The sequence below is a fragment of the Ligaoa zhengdingensis genome (assembly GCF_014384885.1).
In the GTDB taxonomy this organism is placed as follows: domain Bacteria; phylum Bacillota; class Clostridia; order Oscillospirales; family Ruminococcaceae; genus Ligaoa; species Ligaoa zhengdingensis.
Genome location: NZ_JACRST010000001.1, coordinates 506,421 through 523,793, shown reverse-complemented (window position 1 = coordinate 523,793; position 17,373 = coordinate 506,421). Strand labels below are relative to the sequence as shown.

The following is a 17,373-nucleotide window of genomic DNA, read 5'->3' as shown; positions in this document are numbered from 1 at the left end:
ATGGCCATCATCGCTTCCGCTGGCATCCTCCTCTCCCGCAAACGTAAATAATCCTTCCCTTCCCCTTCTTTTCTGCCAATCATTAAAAAGCACCGGAGTCCCTCGCCTCCGGTGCTTTTTGTTTTTGTTATGGAAGGATCACTCAGAGTTCCTTTTCCGGCTTGATCGCCACAGTGACGCGATACTGTACCCACAGGCAGGAGTGCGCCGGTAGGTCGCCCACCGCGATGCCATCAGCGGGATTTGCATTGATCGGTTCTCCACAACCGATACAGGTGGAGTAGGGCAGGTAGCTCATCCCTTTGGGCAACGAATCGGTGACTACCAAGTTCTCAACCGGATGATTGCCGTTGTTGCAGGCCATCACCCGATAGGTCACAACCTCGCCGTCCTGCCAGACCTGATGTTTATCGACCCGCTTTTTGATTTCCAGGCCGGGTTTGACCACCTGCAAGGTGAGCGGTTCGGCGTGCATCTCGCGGGTAAGCGGATTTTCGTTGATCACACAGGTGTAGGCCAAGTGGGCGCACATCTCCACCTGATCGGGGATGCCGGGGAGGACGGTAGCCTGGAAGGTGACCCGGGCCTCGCCACCCGCGGCGATGAACGGGATGATCACCCCGCTGTGCAGGTCATGCCCGGAGGGCGGGGTCACGCCGTTGGCGCGCAGGTCGCTCACCGCAAGATACTCCGAGAGGGAGGGGATCTTCAACGTGACGTTGCAGATGGAGAGGGTGGAACGGTTGCTCACCTCAAGCACACAGGCGACAGTGTCCTGCACCGCGGCATAGTTGGGCGTCAGCGAGCAGGATAATTCGGCCTGGACGCGCACAGGCGTCACCACCACCGCCTCGCTGGTATCGCTGATCGGGCGGGGGAGGTCGTCGGGATAGACGGAATAGGTGCCGGTGCCGGTGGCCCGGTTGGTAAACGGTTCGGGCAGGTCGGCAGATCGATTGTCATACATAAGAAGTCATTCCTCCCGTTGTTGTTATGCAACCAGCGGCCGCGCCGCCAGGTTGCATCCCCCGTCTTATTTTATGCGGGTGGGGGAGGAAAGGTCCGTCGTTTCTGAAGCTGGGAGCACCTGTCCGGCGGCGGTATGCGGCAGACGCCGCTGCTCCTGCTCAAATTCTGTCATATGGCCCCAAAATCGCTTGGGCATGTGGCCCATGCGGCACCGGGGATTGTAGCGCGTTTCGATGGCGATGCTGTTGTAATACTGCTTCCACAGGCGTCGGTATGCCAGTTCATATTCATCCGCCTCGGGCAGTTCCAGCTGTTCGATCGAAAAAATCTGCGCGGAATAGGGGCGATAGATCAGCGCCATACCGTGCGCTTTGTCGTAGATGAGAAACCGTTCCTCTGGGAAGCGGCTGCAAAAGTGCTCCTGCATCAGCGGAAGCACGAAATTTTTGGGTTCGATGGTGGCGACCAGCACCCCCTTAAAATCAGAAAAGCGCAGGAACTCCAGCAGATGATGGCGCTCGTTGAGCAGGGCGCGCACCGCCTTGTCGACCGCGCAGACGGTGTCATTTGTCAGCATGGACATCACCCGAGCGCCGTGGCGAAGCCCAAGGCGGATAAAACGGTAGATCAGCAGGGCTTTATCGTCTGCGCAACTCAAAAAAGCGTATTGTACCTGCCGCTGCGCCTCGGACGAGATGCGCTTTTGGAGTGATGCAAACACCCGCTGCGCATGATCCGCATCGGTGGGCACCTCATGAGTGGGGAAGAGCACCGCTTGCGGGTCATCCGCCGGCCGGATGTCGAGCGGGGTCTCCCTGCGCGCGTAGCTTTCAAATACACAGCAGAGCAGCCCGTCAAAACTGCCGTCGTAGCGGTAGATCACAGCTGGCCGGTCAGGCATTTTATCACATCCTCTCTGGTCGGCGGTGGGTCGAACAGCGAAAGCTGCTCCGCCTGATTCTGGGGCAGCATCGCGGCGGACCGCTCGGAGATCAGGGCGCGCATGGCGCCGTCCGGCGTGATCTTGAGCCCCTCCACGGGCTTGCCCCGGCAGGTGACGAAGTATTGGGCGCGCTTGAGCACTACGCCGATCTTTTTGAGCCCGGCAAAATCGAGCGAACCGCTGCGCCGGGCGGTGACGATGCGCTGGGCGCTTTTCACCCCGATGCCGGGCACCCGCAGTAACATCTCATAGGCCGCGGTGTTCACCTCAACCGGAAACTGCTCCATGTGGTTGAGCGCCCAATTGCACTTGGGATCGACCACCGGGTTGAAATTCGGATGGCGCTCGTCCAACAGCTCCGAGGCGTCGAAGCCATAGAACCGCAGCAGCCAGTCGGCCTGATACAGCCGGTGCTCCCGCAGCAGGGGCGGTTTTGTGTCCAGAGCAGGCAGCAGCGCGTCGCTCTGCACCGGTGTGTAGGCGGAAAAGAACACCCGCTTGAGCCCGAACCGGCGGTAGAGGCTCTGGGTGAGGTTTAAAATTTGGTAATCGCTGTCCGGCGTGGCGCCCACGATCATTTGGGTGCTTTGCCCGGCGGGGGCAAACTTGGGCGCGTGGCGGTAGCGCACCAGGTCGGTGCTGTTTTCGTTCACCTTCCGCTGAATAAGGCCCATCGGATGCAGGATGGCGAGCTTGGATTTATCGGGGGCCAGAAGCTGCAGGCCCTGCTGAGAGGGCAGCTCGATGTTGACGCTCATGCGGTCGGCCAGCAGCCCCAGCCGCTGGATGAGGGAATCATCCGCACCGGGAATCGCTTTGACGTGGATATAACCGAAAAAATGGTACTCCTCGCGCAGCAGGGTCAGGGTTTTGATGAGCTGTTCGCAGGTGTAATCGGGGCTTTTGACGATGCCGGAGGAGAGGAACAGCCCTTCGATATAGTTGCGCCGGTAAAATTGAATGGTCAGCTCCGCAAGCTCCCGTGGGGTGAAGGCTGTGCGGCGGGTGTCGTTGCTGCGCCGATTGACACAATATTTGCAGTCGTAGATGCAGCTGTTGGTGAACAGCACCTTGAGCAGGGAGATGCACCGCCCGTCCGCAGCAAAGCTGTGGCAAAGCCCGGCTGATACCGCGCCGCCGATACCGCCTTTTTGCCCCGCCCGGTCTACGCCGCTGGAGGTGCAGGCCGCGTCGTATTTGGCGGCGTCCGCGAGAATGGCCAGTTTATCCAAAAGCTCCATAGCAGGTTTCCTCCACGAAAAAGAACAAATGTTCTATAAAGAATTTTACCATCTGTTCGAGGGATTGTCAAGGCGTTTTCTAGGCAGCGCCGGTTTTTCCCGCCCAAAACTCGAAAAAAGTCGTTTTTCTTCCCTTGTGCAATAAATCACAAAGAATTACAATAGAAACAGCGAATTTTGTCATATAAGGGAGGAGAAATTACATGCGAACAGCCGAGACTCTTTTTTCACGGACATTTTCTCAATTGAGCAGCACAAAGGAGAGACAAACCATCGACTACCGCCTGGCAGAGACCTGTATGGACGATTTTAACTGTTACGGTATTGAGCTCATCCAGACAGAAGTGGATGGCCAAGTTTCCGTTGAGAGCGACGACCATATCTCTGAATCGAAAGATTTTGTGGAACTTCTCCTGCGGTATCTCTATGAAAACGCTGTCCGGATGACAACATGGCGGGACATTGTAGCTGATCTGACGTGTGCGAAGGAAGATTGACAACAACCGGAGGATGACAGAATGGCGCGGCGGAAGAGCAAGTTGCTGATAGTGGATGACAACAAGGAAATGTGCGATATCCTTGAAAACTTTTTTAGGATGACCGACGAGATCGAGGTGTGCGGGACAGCCTTTGATGGGGAAGATGCGCTGCAAAAGATCTATACCCTGTTGCCCGACGCGGTTCTGCTCGATTTGGTCATGCCAAAGTTGGACGGAATATCGGTGCTTGAACGGATGCGCGCGGAGCCGCCCAAAAAGTTGCCGACAGTTGTGGTAGCCTCCGCAGTTGGCGAAGAAAAGTTTATTGCACATGCCATTGTTTTGGGTGCGAGTTACTATATGATCAAGCCTTATGAACTTGACGATCTGCTGGAACGAATTCTGTTGGTGCTTGAGCCGGACGATTGTTCTGTTGGTTCGCAAGAAACAATGTACGATTATCACAGCGAGATTGCCAACCTGGTGATGGAATTGGGCGTACCCACCCATCTTCTGGGCTATCGATATTTGGTCTGCGCCCTGGAGGTGATTCTGCGGGAGGAAACTCCCTGTTCCATCACCAAGGTGGTTTACACCAGTGTGGCACGCCAAAAGAATACCACGGCAGAATGCGTGGAAAGCGCGCTGCGAAAAACCATCCAGAGAATACATGAAAATGGAAATGAGAGGTACTGCGCTTTGATGCGAATGGAACATGGAGAATCTTTCCAAAGGCCGGCAAACGGCAGATTTTTAAAGCTGTTGGCGGAACATTTGCGAATGGAGCGGCACAGGATGACAGGAGGTTGAGCGTCTTGCAGGATCTTGGCAAAGAAGCCGAACAATGCCACAGCTCCAAGCTGTTTCTCGGGGAGGACATCGGCTGCTGGGGATACGATCTGTCGAGCGGTACGGGGTGGTGGTCCAAGGAAGCGCAGCGCCTGCACGGCGTGGCTTCGGGAACCCCTTTAAGTCTACAATTTATAAAAATGCTGTTGGGCGCAGAGGAATGGCAAAAATTTGTCGATATTGACGAGCAGTTGGAGCAGATCGACCGGTTTTGCATCCAATATCGCGTCAAACAGGAGGGCCAAGAGCGTTGGTTGGAGGCGACAGGGGAACGGATAGACGGTGAAATGCTGGCAGGTTCGGTGCGAGATGTCACGGCTGCCTGGAATGAACAGGAACAGCTCCGGAACCGGAGGCTGGAGTTTGATCTGCTCAACCGTTATTTAGAGCGCACCGCCAACACAGTCGATCTTCAGGAGATTGTGATCGATGCGCAGTCCACAGTTCGTCGCATCATGGATGTTCTCATTTTCGGCATCTTTGTGTACAGCGACGGGCGGTTTTACCGTGTGATTCCCGACCGAGTGGATGAGCAGGACGAGGCCGCCGCGTTCTCAGACGAACACCCTCTCGCTTACCGAACCGTACAGACCGGCAAGATTGTGGAGGTTCCGATTGAAGAATACCCCGATCTCCAGGTGCGGGAATACCTTCTGCACACCAAGGCCAGAAAGATTATTTGCTTCCCCATTCGGGGCGACGGTCGGACGATCGCAGCTCTATCGGTCGCACATTCTCAAAACGTAGGGATTACGCCTGAACAGTGTGAGTTTTTGCGCACACTTTGCCGCTATCTTTCGGCCCAGATCAAGAATGCGATGTTGTTCGAGCAGGTCAAAAAGGAGCTGAAAGAGCGCACCCGCGCAGAGAACGACCTCAATACCATCTTCGATGAGAGCATCGACTTTATTGCGACGATCGGTCCGGAAAACAAATTTTGCAGGATCAACGCCGCATTCATCAAAAAGCTCGGCTACCCCAAACGCATCCTGCTGAGCCGGCCGTTTTTTGAATTTATCGACCCCTTGGATCGGGAATATGCCCACTATGTGCTGCGCCAGGTGCGCACCTGTGGGGCCATGCGCGGCTTTTGCCACCGCTATGTCTGCATCGACGGCCAGGTGATCCACCTGGAGATCAACGCAACCCTGATGCGGGGGGAGGATTCATTGGTGATGATCGCGCGTGATATCACCAACCAGAAGCAGATCGAAGCGCGCAACCTGGAATTGGAGCGATCCTTTGCGATGGAGAAGCTAAAATCAGAGTTTTTTGCCAACCTGTCGCACGAGTTCAAGACCCCCATCAATATCATCCTTTCTTCGTTACAACTGCTCACGATGAAGCTCAAACGGAGCGGAACGGGCGACTGGAGCGAAGACTACAAAAAACTTTGTTCCTACATCGAGCAAAATTCTTATAAGCTGTTGCGCCTCACCGCCAACCTGGTGGACTCCACCCGGATTGACAACAGCCATCTGGCCTTACGGCTGGAGCGATGTGAAATCATCCCCGCGGTGCAGGAGAGCGTCGCATCCGCGCTGCCCTATGCCGAGACAAAGGGGATCACAATCAGCTTTGCCGCCTCGCTACAGGAGGGCACGTCGATCGATTGCGACCGCGATATGGTCGACCGCATCCTGCTCAACTTGCTCTCCAACGCCATCAAAAACACCCCAGAGGGGGGAAAAATCCAGGTGTTGGTCTCCGCAAGCGAGAAGGAGATCGAAGTTGCTGTGAAGGATAACGGTGGCGGAATCCCCATCGAACTGCTGCCCTATATTTTTGAGCGATTCTGCACCACAAGGCTGGGCGGTCTGGTGCGCCGCAGCGATGGCGGCGGCCTGGGTCTTTCCATCTGTAAAGCCCTGGTGGAGATGCACCACGGCGTAATCAGCGCGGAAAACAACCCCGATGGGGGCGCGACCTTCCGCTTCACCTTGTCGCGGTCGCTGCACGGCGGCGAGCCGGTCGGTGGGGTGGCGACCCTGAAGCAAAACCTGAGCCGCGACAATCACCTCAAACGCGCACAGATCGAATTGTCCGATCTGTGATAAAACCCAAAACAGGGCGGAGAATCAACTCCGTCCTGTTTTGGGTTTAGATAGGGAATTTCAAATCAAAGAGGTAAGTCAAATAGAAAAAGGTTGGGGTGCTGCGGAAAGCGACGGTCAGTCGTCCTGCAAGGCGTCGTAGCCCTCCTCGCCGGTGCGCACCTTGATGACGTTCTCCACGTCGTAAACGAAAATTTTGCCGTCGCCGATGTGTCCGGTGTACAGGACACCCTTCGCGGTCTGGATGACCAGATCGACCGGAACCTTGCAGACGACGATCTCCACCTTGATCTTGGGCAGCAGGTTGAGTTCCACCGGGACGCCGCGATAGTATTCGCTGCGTCCTTTCTGCATACCGCAGCCGAGCACCTGGGTCACGGTGATGCCAGTGACGCCGATCGAGTTCATCGCGGCCTTGAGGGACTCAAATTGGCTCTGTTTCATCAGGATATCGATCTTGGTCATTTTGGTGTCGGAGGCAAAGGCGCGCTCCCTGCGCTCCACATCGACCGCGGCTTCAACCGGAACAGGGGCGGGGGTCGCCGGATCGACAGCCACAGCGGGGCTGTAGGCGGCGGGCATCGGCATGAAGTCGGCGTAGCTGGAGGCCAGGCCGTGCTCCTTGATGTCGAGACCCGCGATCTCCTCCTCCGCCGAGACGCGCAGGCCGATGGTGTGTTTAATCACCTGAAAGACGATGGTAATCATGACGGCCACCCAGGCGCAGACCGCGACGACGCCCAACGTCTGAACGCCGAGGAAGCGGAAGCCGCCGCCGTAGAACACGCCGCCGTCGCGGGCGAACAGGCCGGTGAGGATGGTGCCGCTTGCGCCGCACAGGAAGTGGACGCCCACCGCGCCGACTGGGTCATCGATTTTGAGCTTCTGGTCGACAAATTCGATACCGAAGACGATGATGAAACCGGCGATGACGCCGATGATTGCAGAGCCGCCGATTGAGACCATATCGCAGCCCGCTGTGATGGCCACCAGGCCGCCCAGCGCACCGTTGAGGGTCATCGAAACATCCGGCTTTTTGTAGCGCAGCCAGGTGATGCACATCACCGTGATCGCCGCCACCGCAGCCGCCATGTTGGTGGTGCAGAAAATTTCACCCATCGAGGACAGGACGCTGTCGCCGGTCGCGGAGACAGTGGAGCCGCCGTTGAACCCGAACCAGCAGAACCATAGGATGAATACGCCGAGCGCGCCGATGGTCAGGTTGTGGCCGAGGATCGCATTGGGCTTGCCGTCGGGGCCGTATTTGCCGAGGCGGGGCCCCAGGATTTTTGCGCCGATCAGGGCGCACAGGCCGCCCACCATGTGAACCGCCGTGGAGCCCGCGAAGTCATGGAAGCCCATTTGGGCCAGCCAGCCGCCGCCCCAGATCCAGTGGCCCGATACCGGGTAGATCAGGGCGCTGATGGCGATGCTGTAGATACAATAGGCCGAAAACTTGGTTCGCTCCGCCATCGCGCCGGATACGATGGTCGCGGCCGTGGCGCAGAACACCGTCTGAAAGATCAAAAATGCGTAGAGCGGGACGCCGCTGGGCAGGATCGCGCTGTAGTCCCCACGGACCATGGGGTCGAAGGAACCGAACAGCAGCCCGCTGGAACCGAACATAATGCCGAACCCGAGCAGCCAGTAGACCGGGGTTCCCAGGGCAAAGTCCATCAGGTTTTTCATGATGATGTTACCGGAGTTTTTCGCACGGGTGAAGCCCGCCTCCACCATCGCAAAGCCCGCCTGCATAAAGAACACAAGTGCGGCCGCAACCAACACCCATATGGTGTTTACCGAAGAATAGATTCCCGTTTCCATAAAGTCGCCTCCTAAAGATTAGAGTCAAAAAAAGGCGTGCACACCGCCTCAAACTCACGGTGCGCACGCCATTGTGCCTCTTCTATGTTTAAATGTCGTACAGCAGCTTGCTGTAGGTGGGGAACGGCCAGTCCTCCTGGCTACAGACCGATTCCAGTTCATCCGCCACCGCGCGTACCTCCTGCATCGAGGCGAAGATGACATCCTTGTAGTAATCGGCGAGCTCCTTTGCGCTGCCTTCGTGCTCCTTCACCTTCAGCAGCTCGTCGTCGAGCTGGTTGACCTTCTTACATAAGCTCGCGGAGAGGGAGGTCAATTTTGTAATCAGCGTCTCTTCCATCTCGCAGGAAATCGAGGGGAGCAGGGCGCGCTTATCCAGCGCGGACCGGCAGAGCTTGTCGGTATATTTTGAAATCGCCGGCAAAATCTGTTTTTTCACCATGTCGCACATGGTCAGCGCCTCGATACCGATCGTCTTGCTGTAGTTTTCCAGCAGGATCTCGTAGCGGGAGAGCATCTCGGTGGAGGTGAAGATCTTGTGCTTGGTGAACAGCGCCACATTTTTGTCCGCGACAAAGTAAGGCAGCGCATCCGGCGTGGATTTCAGGTTGAGCAGGCCGCGGCACTCCGCTTCGGCCACCCACTCGTCGGAGTAGTTGTTGCCGTTGAAGATGATGCGCTTGTGCTCCTGGTAGGTGGTTTTCACCAGTTTGGTGAGATCGGCGTTGAAGTCGGCGGACTGTTCCAGCACATCTGCGAACTGCGACAGCTCCTCGGCCACGATGGTGTTGAGCACGATGTTGGGGCCTGAGATCGAGAAGGTGGAGCCCAGCATACGGAACTCGAACTTGTTGCCAGTGAATGCAAACGGGGAGGTGCGGTTGCGGTCGGTGGTGTCCTTGGGGAAGCGCGGCAGGGTATGTACGCCCAGCTTCATAACCTCGGTGCACTTGGGGCTGTAAGGCGCATCGTTCGCGATCGACTCCAGCACTTCGGTCAGTTCGTCGCCCAGGAACATCGAGACGATGGCGGGCGGGGCCTCATTCGCACCCAGGCGGTGGTCGTTGCCCGCGTTGGCTACAGAGACGCGCAGCAGGTCCTGATACTCGTCGACCGCCTTGATCACCGCGGAGAGGAACAGCAGGAACTGCGCGTTCTCCCGCGGGGATTCGCCGGGCTCCAGCAAGTTTGCGCCGGTGTCCGTGGAGATCGACCAGTTGTTGTGCTTGCCGCTTCCGTTGACCCCCGCGAACGGCTTCTCATGCAGCAGGCAGACCAGGTCGTGGCGGGCAGCCACCTTTTTCATGATCTCCATCGTGAGCTGGTTGTGGTCGGTGGCGGTGTTGGTATTGCTGAAGATCGGGGCCAGCTCGTGCTGTGCGGGCGCGACCTCGTTGTGCTCGGTCTTGGCGAGGATGCCCAGCTTCCAGAGCTCCTGGTCGAGGTCCTTCATATAGGCCATGACGCGCGGTTTGATGGAGCCGAAGTAGTGGTCCTCCATCTCCTGGCCCTTGGGCGGCTTTGCGCCGAACAGCGTGCGCCCGGTGAGAATCAGGTCCTCGCGCTGGCTGTACAGCTTTTTGTCCACCAGGAAGTATTCCTGTTCGGGACCGACCGTGGTGGTGACACGGGTGGTCTCGGTGTCGCCGAACAGCCGCAGGATGCGCAGCGCCTGCCGGTTGATATCCTCCATCGAGCGCAGCAGCGGGGTTTTCTTATCCAGCGCTTCGCCCGAATAGGAGTAGAACACGGTGGGGATGCAGAGCGCGTTGTCTTTGATGAACGCGTAGGAGGTGGGGTCCCAAGCAGTGTAGCCCCTCGCCTCAAAGGTGGCGCGCAGGCCGCCGGAAGGGAAACTCGACGCATCCGGTTCGCCACGGACCAGCTCCTTGCCGGAAAACTCCATGATCACCCCGCCGCCTTCGGTGGGGGAGATGAAACTGTCGTGCTTCTCAGCGGTCACTCCGGTCATCGGCTGGAACCAGTGGGTGAAATGGGTAACCCCCTTTTCCACCGCCCAGTCCTTCATGGCGTTGGCGACGATGTTGGCGATGCTGGGGTCCAGGCTTTTGCCCTTTTCCATGGTGCGCTTGAGCGCCTTATAGGTTTCTTTCGGCAGGCGTTCCTTCATCACATGGTCGTTGAAGACGAGGCTGCCAAAGATTTCGGGTACCTGAGTGGATGCACTCATTCAAAATCCCTCCTCTAAAAATTCTGCAACAGCCGGAAAATAAAAAAGACGCTGCGGGTGGTTCCCCACCCACAGCGCCTTTGCTGTCTACGCTACGCATTATAGCCCGGTGTGAAAGATTTGTCAAGGTCTTTCTGTAAAAAAATTGCAAGTTTTTTTATGCTGTTGGCAAATCTCTTCTAGTTTACACAATGAAAACGAGAAATCAACCCCATTTTTGCAGAAATTGAAAAAATTTTTGCAAGTTACTTGACATGCTCCTGCAAATTTCCTATAATAACCATGATGAACAAAGGCGTTCATAGAAGGGTAAGCCCACGGCGGCATATCCTTTTATGAGCGCCTATTTTTTGTTGTGTAAAACATGGCGGCAGCCACGCGCGCAACGGACCTCACAACATCCCGGGGTGGTCCCCGAAACGCTTTTGGATAGGGAGGAAGCCCACATGTTAAAAAAGGAAGGTCAAGTCAGAATTCCATCGGGCTGTGCGATATCTGGAATTTTTTCCCGTAGCGGCAAGCGCCTGTGCGGCGACGCGATCGTCAAGTCGATTGCAACCATGCACGACCGCAGCAACGGTTTGGGCGGCGGCTTCGCAGGCTACGGTATCTACCCCGAATATAAGGACCTGTACGCATTTCATATCTTTTACGACGATACCAAGGCCAAGGAGGAGTGCGAGCGCTTTCTCGAGCGCCACTTCGACGTGGTCAACCTCTCCAAAATCCCGGTCAAGAAGGTGCCCAGCATCACCAACGAACCGCTCATCTGGCGCTATTTCGTCGCCCCGCTGCCCACCCGCCTGGCTGACGCCCAGCTCGACGAGCGGGAATACGTGGTGCGCTGCGTCATCCGCGTCAATACGCAGATCGACGGCGCCTACGTCTTTTCCAGCGGCAAGAATATGGGCGTCTTCAAAGCGGTGGGTTTCCCCGAGGATGTGGGCGAGTTTTACCGCCTCAGCGAATACGAGGGCTACTGCTGGACGGCGCACGGCCGCTACCCGACCAACACCCCCGGCTGGTGGGGCGGCGCGCACCCCTTTGCGCTGCTCGACTATTCGATCGTACATAACGGGGAGATCTCCTCTTACGATGCCAACCGGCGCTACATTGAGATGTTCGGCTACCAATGCACCCTGCTCACCGACACCGAGGTGATCACCTATCTGGTGGACTTTCTGCACCGCCGCAAACAGCTCACCCTGGAGGAGGTGGCCAGCGTGATGGCCGCGCCATTCTGGAGCACGATCGAGCAGAGGCCGGCGGAGGAGCGCGAGCGCCTGACCTACCTGCGCACCATGTTTTCCAGCCTGCTGGTCACCGGGCCGTTTTCCATCCTGTTGGGGTTCGACGGCGGCCTGATGGCGCTCAACGACCGGCTGAAGCTGCGCTCGATGGTGGTGGGCGAAAGGGGAGACATGACCTACATCGCCAGCGAGGAGTGCGCTATCCGCGCCATTCAGCCCGACCTCGACCGCCTGTGGTCGCCCAGGGGCGGCGAGCCGGTGATCGTCACATTGAACGGAGGTGTCCGGTAATGGCAGTGGATTTCCTGTATCCGGAATATGAAGTGATCCGCAACCCGCAGCGCTGCATCGCCTGTAGGGTGTGCGAACGCCAGTGCGCCAACGAGGTGCACAGCTACGACGAGGAATTGGGCGTGATGCTCAGCGACGAGAGCAAATGCGTCTGCTGCCACCGCTGCGTGGCGCTCTGCCCTACGCGCGCGCTGAAGATCGTCAAATCCGACCATACCTTTAAGGAAAGCGCCAACTGGAGGGGCGACACCATCGCCGAGGTCTACCGCCAGGCGGGCAGCGGCGGGGTGCTGCTCTCCTCGATGGGCAACCCCAAAGATTTTCCCGTTTACTGGGATAAAATTCTCATCAACGCATCCCAGGTGACCAACCCCTCCATCGACCCGCTGCGTGAGCCGATGGAGACGCAGATCTACCTGGGCAAGCGTACCGCCGATGTGACGCGCGGCGCAGACGGCAAGATCGCCGCCGAGCTGCCGCCCCATCTGAGCCTGAAGGTGCCGGTGATGTTTGGCGCGATGTCCTACGGGTCGATCAGCTACAACGCGCACGAGAGCCTGGCGCGCGCCGCGTGCGAGCTCGGCACCTACTACAACACCGGCGAGGGCGGCCTGCATCAGGATTTCTACCAGTACGGGCCGCACACCATCGTACAGGTGGCCTCCGGCCGGTTCGGCGTCCACAAGAGCTACCTGGAGGCGGGCGCGGCCATCGAGATCAAGATGGGCCAGGGCGCCAAGCCGGGCATCGGCGGGCACCTGCCGGGCGCGAAGATCACCGGCGATGTATCCCGCACCCGCATGATTCCGGAGGGGAGCGACGCGATTTCGCCCGCCCCGCACCACGACATCTATTCAATTGAAGACCTGCGCCAGTTGGTTTTCAGCCTCAAGGAGGCCACCGCATATCAAAAGCCGGTCAGCGTAAAGATCGCTGCGGTGCACAACGTGGCGGCAATCGCCAGCGGTATCGCGCGCAGCGGAGCAGATATCATCGTGATCGACGGCTTCCGCGGAGGCACCGGCGCGGCGCCCACCCGCATCCGCGACAATGTGGGCATCCCGATCGAGCTGGCGCTCGCGGCTGTGGACCAGCGGCTGCGCGAGGAGGGCATCCGCGACAATGTTTCCATTGTGGTCAGCGGCAGCATCCGCAGCAGCGCGGACGTGGTCAAGGCGGTCGCGCTGGGCGCGGATGCGGTGTATATCGGCACTGCGGCGCTGCTGGCGCTCGGCTGCCACCTCTGCCGGAGCTGCCAGGCGGGCCGCTGCAACTGGGGCATCGCCACCCAGCGCCCCGACCTGGTCAAGCGCCTTAACCCGGATATCGGCTACAAGCGCCTGGTCAACCTCGTCACCGCTTGGGATCACGAGATCAAGGAGATGATGGGCGGCATGGGCATCAACTCGATCGAAGCGCTGCGCGGGAACCGCCTGATGCTGCGCGGGATCGGCTTAAACGAGAAGGAACTGCAAATACTAGGGATTAAGCACGCCGGTGAGTGACGGGCATGGCCCGCTGAAAATCACCGTGATAGGGAATGAAAGGACTGGAGCAATATGTTAACCTCGATTGTAGGCATCAACTGGGGCGACGAGGGCAAGGGGCGCATGGTGGATCTGCTCTCGGCCGACTACGACATTGTGGCGCGGTATCAGGGGGGCAACAACGCGGGCCACACGGTCATCAACCACCTGGGCAAGTTTGTGCTCAACCTGCTGCCCTCGGGAATCCTCCGCCCGAAGGTGGTCAACGTGATGGGAAACGGCATGGTAATCGACCTCGAGCACCTGTGCGGGGAGATCGGCCGCCTCACCGCGGCGGGGGTCAAAATCAGTCCGCAGAACCTCAAGATCAGCGACAAGGCGGTCGTGTGTATGCCCTACCACAAGCTGCTCGATTGCCTGGAGGAGGACCGGCTGGGCGACGCGAAGTTCGGCTCCACCCGCCGGGGCATCTCGCCGGTCTACAGCGACAAATATATGAAAAAGGCGATCCGCATGGGCGACCTGCTGGAGCCGGAGGCCCTCAAGGAACATCTGAAGGGAATCGTTGCGTGGAAGAACCTGACGGTGCAGGGGGCGTACGGCGCCGACCCGGTCAGCTTCGACGAGATATGGAGCTGGCTGCGCACCTACGGCGAGCCGCTGCTCCCCTACATCTGCGACGCTGGCCTCTATCTCGACAACGCCGAGCAGATGGGAAAAAAGATCATGTTCGAGGCGCAGCTCGGCGCGCTGCGCGACATCGATTTCGGCATCTACCCGTTCACCTCCGCGTCCTCCACCATCGCGGCCTACGCCCCGATCGGCGCGGGCATCCCCAACCGTAAGCTCGACAGGACCGTCGGCATCATGAAGGCGTACTCCACCTGCGTGGGGGAGGGACCCTTTACCTGCGAGTTGTTCGGCCCCGAGGCCGACCGGCTGCGCGAGGCCGGCGGCGAATACGGCGCGGCCACCGGCCGGCCCCGCCGGGTGGGTCCCTTCGACGTGGTAGCGTCAAAATACGGCGTGAAGGTGCAGGGGGCCGACGAGCTGGCGCTCACCAAGATGGATGTGCTCAGCTACCTGGAGGAGATCCCCGTCTGCGTCGGCTACGAGGTGCGCGGCGCGTTCACCCAGCACTTCCCGGTGGGGGCCAGGCTGGATGCGGCGAAGCCGGTGGTGGAGACCATGCCCGGCTGGCACTGCGACATCAGCGGTTGCCGCCGTCCGGAGGATCTGCCGAAGGCTGCGCTCGATTACATCCGTTATCTCGAGGAACAGGTCGAGTGCAGAATCAAATACGTTTCTGTGGGGCCCGAGCGGGAACAATATATCGTACTGTGAGGCGGAAAAGAGATGAAACGAATCTACGTCAATGAAAAGTGGTGCCTCGGCTGCCATCTGTGCGAATACTACTGTGCGTTTGCCAACTCCGGAGCGAAGAATATGGCCAAGGCGCTGCGCGACATCACCATCCACCCCCGCATTCGCATCGAGGAGGGGCGGGATGTCAGCTTCGCGGTGTCCTGCCGCCACTGCAAGGAGCCGCTCTGCGTCAAGAGCTGTATCACCGGCTCCCTCAAAATTGAGGATGGAGTGATCACCTTCGATCGGGAGCGCTGCGTGGGATGCTACACCTGCATCCTGTCCTGCCCCTATGGCGCGATCATGCCGGCCGAGGGCGGGGTGATTCAGAAGTGCGAGCTGTGCGTGCAGAATGCCGGTGGGTCCCCCGCCTGCGTGGCGGGATGCCCGAACAAGGCGATCGTATTTGAAGAGAGGGGAGAGCTATGAAGTACATAATCATCGGCAACTCCGCCGCCGCGGTGGGCTGTATCGAGGGCATCCGCAGGCAGGACGCCGATTCGCCGGTCACGGTGATTTCAGCGGAGCGCTACCATACCTATTCCCGTCCGCTCATCTCCTACCTGCTGGCGGGCAAGACCACCGAGCGCAAGATGAAATACCGTCCCGAGAGCTTTTACAGCGACAACCGCTGCAAGCTGATCGCGGGCAAGACGGTTATTTCCATCCAACCGGACAAAAAGACGGTGACCCTTTCCGACGGGAAGAGCCTGGATTACGATAAGCTGTTGGTCGCCACCGGTTCCACCCCGTTTGTGCCGCCCATCGCCGGGCTGGACAGCGTTACCCGAAAGACCACCTTTCTATCATTGGACGACGCGAAGGGGTTGGAGCAGTCGATCGCCAAGGATTGCCGGGTGCTGATCCTGGGCGCGGGGCTTATCGGCCTCAAGTGCGCCGAAGGGATCAACAAGCGGGTGCAGAGCGTCACGGTGGTGGATATGGCAGACCGCATCCTGCCGAGCATCCTCGACCAGGCGGGCGCGGCAATGGTCAAAAGCCACATGGAGAAAAAGGGAATTCAGTTTCTCCTCTCCGATTCGGTGCAGGAGTTCAGGGGCGACCTGGCGATTCTGAAAAGCGGCAAAAAGATCCCATTCGACCTGTTGGTGATCGCGGTGGGCGTGCGGTCCAACACCGCGCTGGTGGCGAATGCGGGCGGCGAGGTCGGCCGCGGCATCGCGGTGAACGACCGCTGCGAGACCAGCCTGCCGGATGTCTATGCGGCGGGCGACTGCACCGAATGCAAGGAGGTGACCAGCGGCGAGCGGCGGGTGTTGGCGCTGCTGCCCAACGCCTACATGCAGGGGGAGTGCGCGGGCGTCAATATGGCGGGGGGCAGCGCGCACTACGACAAGGCGATCGCGATGAACGCCATCGGCTTTTTCGGCCTGCATATCCTCACGGCTGGAAGCTACGAGGGCGAGGACTACATCACCAAGAGCGCGGGCGTCTACAAGCGCCTGTTCTGTAAGGATAACCGCCTGTGCGGCTACATCCTGATCGGGGATGTGGCGCGCGCGGGCATCTACACCCAGATGATCAAGGATCGGACCCCGTTGGATACGGTGGACTTTGAGCTCATTAAGGAAAAGCCCCAGCTGATGGCCTTTTCGCGGGCCAGGCGGAAAGAGATGTTGGGAGGGGAATCGGCATGAGAATCCAAGCGGGAGACATGCATTTTCAAAAGCTCAATCAGGCGGTGCGCGCAACCGAGGACACGCGCGTCATCATCGACAATTGCCTTGGCCAGCGGTACATCGCCAGCGGGCTGGGCGGCAAGGAGATTGTCATCAACGGCACGCCGGGCAATGCGCTGGGTGCCTACATGGACGGCTGCACCGTCACGGTCAACGGCAACGCGCAGGACGCCACCGGGGACACCATGAACGCGGGGGAAATCCGCATCCACGGCAGCTCGGGCGACGCCACCGGCTACGCGATGCGCGGCGGCCGGATTCTCGTCCACGGGGATACCGGATACCGCGCGGGTATCCATATGAAGGCTTATCAGGACAAAGTCCCGGTGCTGGTGGTGGGCGGCCGGGCGGGCAGTTTTTTGGGGGAGTACCAGGCCGGCGGCCTGATTGTGGTGCTGGGGCTTTCGGGCGACGGCAGGGAGGCACCGGTGGGTTATTTCTGCGGTACCGGGATGCACGGCGGCCGGATGTTCCTGCGCTGTGAGGAGCCTCCAGCGGGGCTCCCGCCGCAGGTGCACGCGCGGGCCGCCACCGATGAGGATCTGGAGGAAATCCTGCTCCACCTCGAGGCGTTTTGCAGCGAATTTTCCGAAGACCTGGAGGCCATCCGGAACAGCCGCTTTTATCTGTTGACGCCGGATACCAAAAATCCTTACAAACAGCTTTATACGCAGAATTAAATGATGTATAATAACCACAGAAAATCGGTGGGAGGGCGGCAGCGGGGTGC

General features: G+C 58.9%; 14 protein-coding genes. 9 read left to right on the top strand and 5 right to left on the bottom strand.

The features are described from left to right. Nucleotides 1–142: 142 nt before the first annotated feature. The 3 genes from H8711_RS02400 to H8711_RS02390 all read right to left on the bottom strand — a co-directional run bounded on the left by H8711_RS02400 (nt 143) and on the right by H8711_RS02390 (nt 3,153). Entirely contained in the window at nt 143–967 is an 825-nt protein-coding gene (locus H8711_RS02400; protein WP_249281928.1) for a DUF11 domain-containing protein, read from the bottom strand. 66 nt (nt 968–1,033) lie between these two features. Beyond that, nucleotides 1,034–1,870 (bottom strand): TIGR03915 family putative DNA repair protein, encoded by an 837-nt coding sequence (locus H8711_RS02395; RefSeq protein WP_249281927.1) that lies wholly within the window; start codon nt 1,868–1,870, stop codon nt 1,034–1,036. Beyond that, nucleotides 1,849–3,153: a putative DNA modification/repair radical SAM protein gene (locus tag H8711_RS02390; RefSeq protein ID WP_249281926.1), complete on the bottom strand. Its 1,305-nt coding sequence runs from the start codon at nt 3,151–3,153 to the stop codon at nt 1,849–1,851. Before H8711_RS02390 ends, H8711_RS02395 begins: the two co-directional genes overlap by 22 nt. Before the next feature lie 245 nt (nt 3,154–3,398). Between H8711_RS02390 and H8711_RS02385 the strand changes: the two genes are divergently transcribed. The 3 genes from H8711_RS02385 to H8711_RS02375 are packed head-to-tail and all read left to right on the top strand — an operon-like array spanning nt 3,399 to nt 6,535. Continuing rightward, on the top strand, nt 3,399–3,650 hold the full coding sequence (locus tag H8711_RS02385) for a DUF6514 family protein (RefSeq protein WP_249281925.1): 252 nt from the start codon (nt 3,399–3,401) through the stop codon (nt 3,648–3,650). Between the two features lie 21 nt (nt 3,651–3,671). Then, nucleotides 3,672–4,442 carry a response regulator gene (locus tag H8711_RS02380; protein ID WP_249281924.1) on the top strand — a complete coding sequence of 257 codons (771 nt, stop codon included), beginning with the start codon at nt 3,672–3,674 and terminating at the stop codon, nt 4,440–4,442. A gap of 5 nt (nt 4,443–4,447) precedes the next feature. Continuing rightward, nucleotides 4,448–6,535, top strand: a complete 2,088-nt coding sequence (locus H8711_RS02375) for a sensor histidine kinase (protein WP_249281923.1) — start codon at nt 4,448–4,450, stop codon at nt 6,533–6,535. A gap of 117 nt (nt 6,536–6,652) precedes the next feature. Here the strand turns inward: H8711_RS02375 and H8711_RS02370 are convergent, their stop codons facing one another. Together H8711_RS02370 and H8711_RS02365 are read right to left on the bottom strand one after the other, a co-directional pair. Next, nucleotides 6,653–8,359, bottom strand: coding sequence for an ammonium transporter (locus H8711_RS02370; RefSeq protein ID WP_249281922.1), 1,707 nt, complete (start codon nt 8,357–8,359; stop codon nt 6,653–6,655). Nucleotides 8,360–8,447: 88 nt separating this feature from the next. Further along, the gene (locus H8711_RS02365; RefSeq protein ID WP_249281921.1) at nt 8,448–10,550 is read right to left on the bottom strand and encodes a glutamine synthetase III family protein; all 2,103 of its coding nucleotides are present in this window, start codon (nt 10,548–10,550) and stop codon (nt 8,448–8,450) included. 446 nt (nt 10,551–10,996) lie between these two features. On the opposite strand from H8711_RS02365, the gene H8711_RS02360 reads away from it, so the two are divergent. Genes H8711_RS02360 through H8711_RS02335 form a run of 6 tightly spaced genes read left to right on the top strand, consistent with a single transcriptional unit; the run spans nt 10,997 to nt 17,323 of the window. Further along, complete coding sequence (locus H8711_RS02360) at nt 10,997–12,091, top strand: class II glutamine amidotransferase (RefSeq protein WP_249281920.1); 1,095 nt, start codon at nt 10,997–10,999, stop codon at nt 12,089–12,091. Then, complete coding sequence (locus tag H8711_RS02355) at nt 12,091–13,596, top strand: glutamate synthase-related protein (RefSeq protein ID WP_249281919.1); 1,506 nt, start codon at nt 12,091–12,093, stop codon at nt 13,594–13,596. The genes H8711_RS02360 and H8711_RS02355 overlap by 1 nt, the downstream gene beginning before the upstream one ends. 54 nt (nt 13,597–13,650) lie before the next feature. After that, nucleotides 13,651–14,922 (top strand): adenylosuccinate synthase, encoded by a 1,272-nt coding sequence (locus tag H8711_RS02350; protein WP_249281918.1) that lies wholly within the window; start codon nt 13,651–13,653, stop codon nt 14,920–14,922. A gap of 12 nt (nt 14,923–14,934) precedes the next feature. Next, entirely contained in the window at nt 14,935–15,372 is a 438-nt protein-coding gene (locus H8711_RS02345) for a 4Fe-4S dicluster domain-containing protein (protein ID WP_249281917.1), read from the top strand. After that, nucleotides 15,369–16,601, top strand: coding sequence for an NAD(P)/FAD-dependent oxidoreductase (locus H8711_RS02340; protein ID WP_249281916.1), 1,233 nt, complete (start codon nt 15,369–15,371; stop codon nt 16,599–16,601). The genes H8711_RS02345 and H8711_RS02340 overlap by 4 nt, the downstream gene beginning before the upstream one ends. Then, nucleotides 16,598–17,323: a GltB/FmdC/FwdC-like GXGXG domain-containing protein gene (locus H8711_RS02335; protein ID WP_249281915.1), complete on the top strand. Its 726-nt coding sequence runs from the start codon at nt 16,598–16,600 to the stop codon at nt 17,321–17,323. The genes H8711_RS02340 and H8711_RS02335 overlap by 4 nt, the downstream gene beginning before the upstream one ends. Nucleotides 17,324–17,373: the final 50 nt, after the last annotated feature.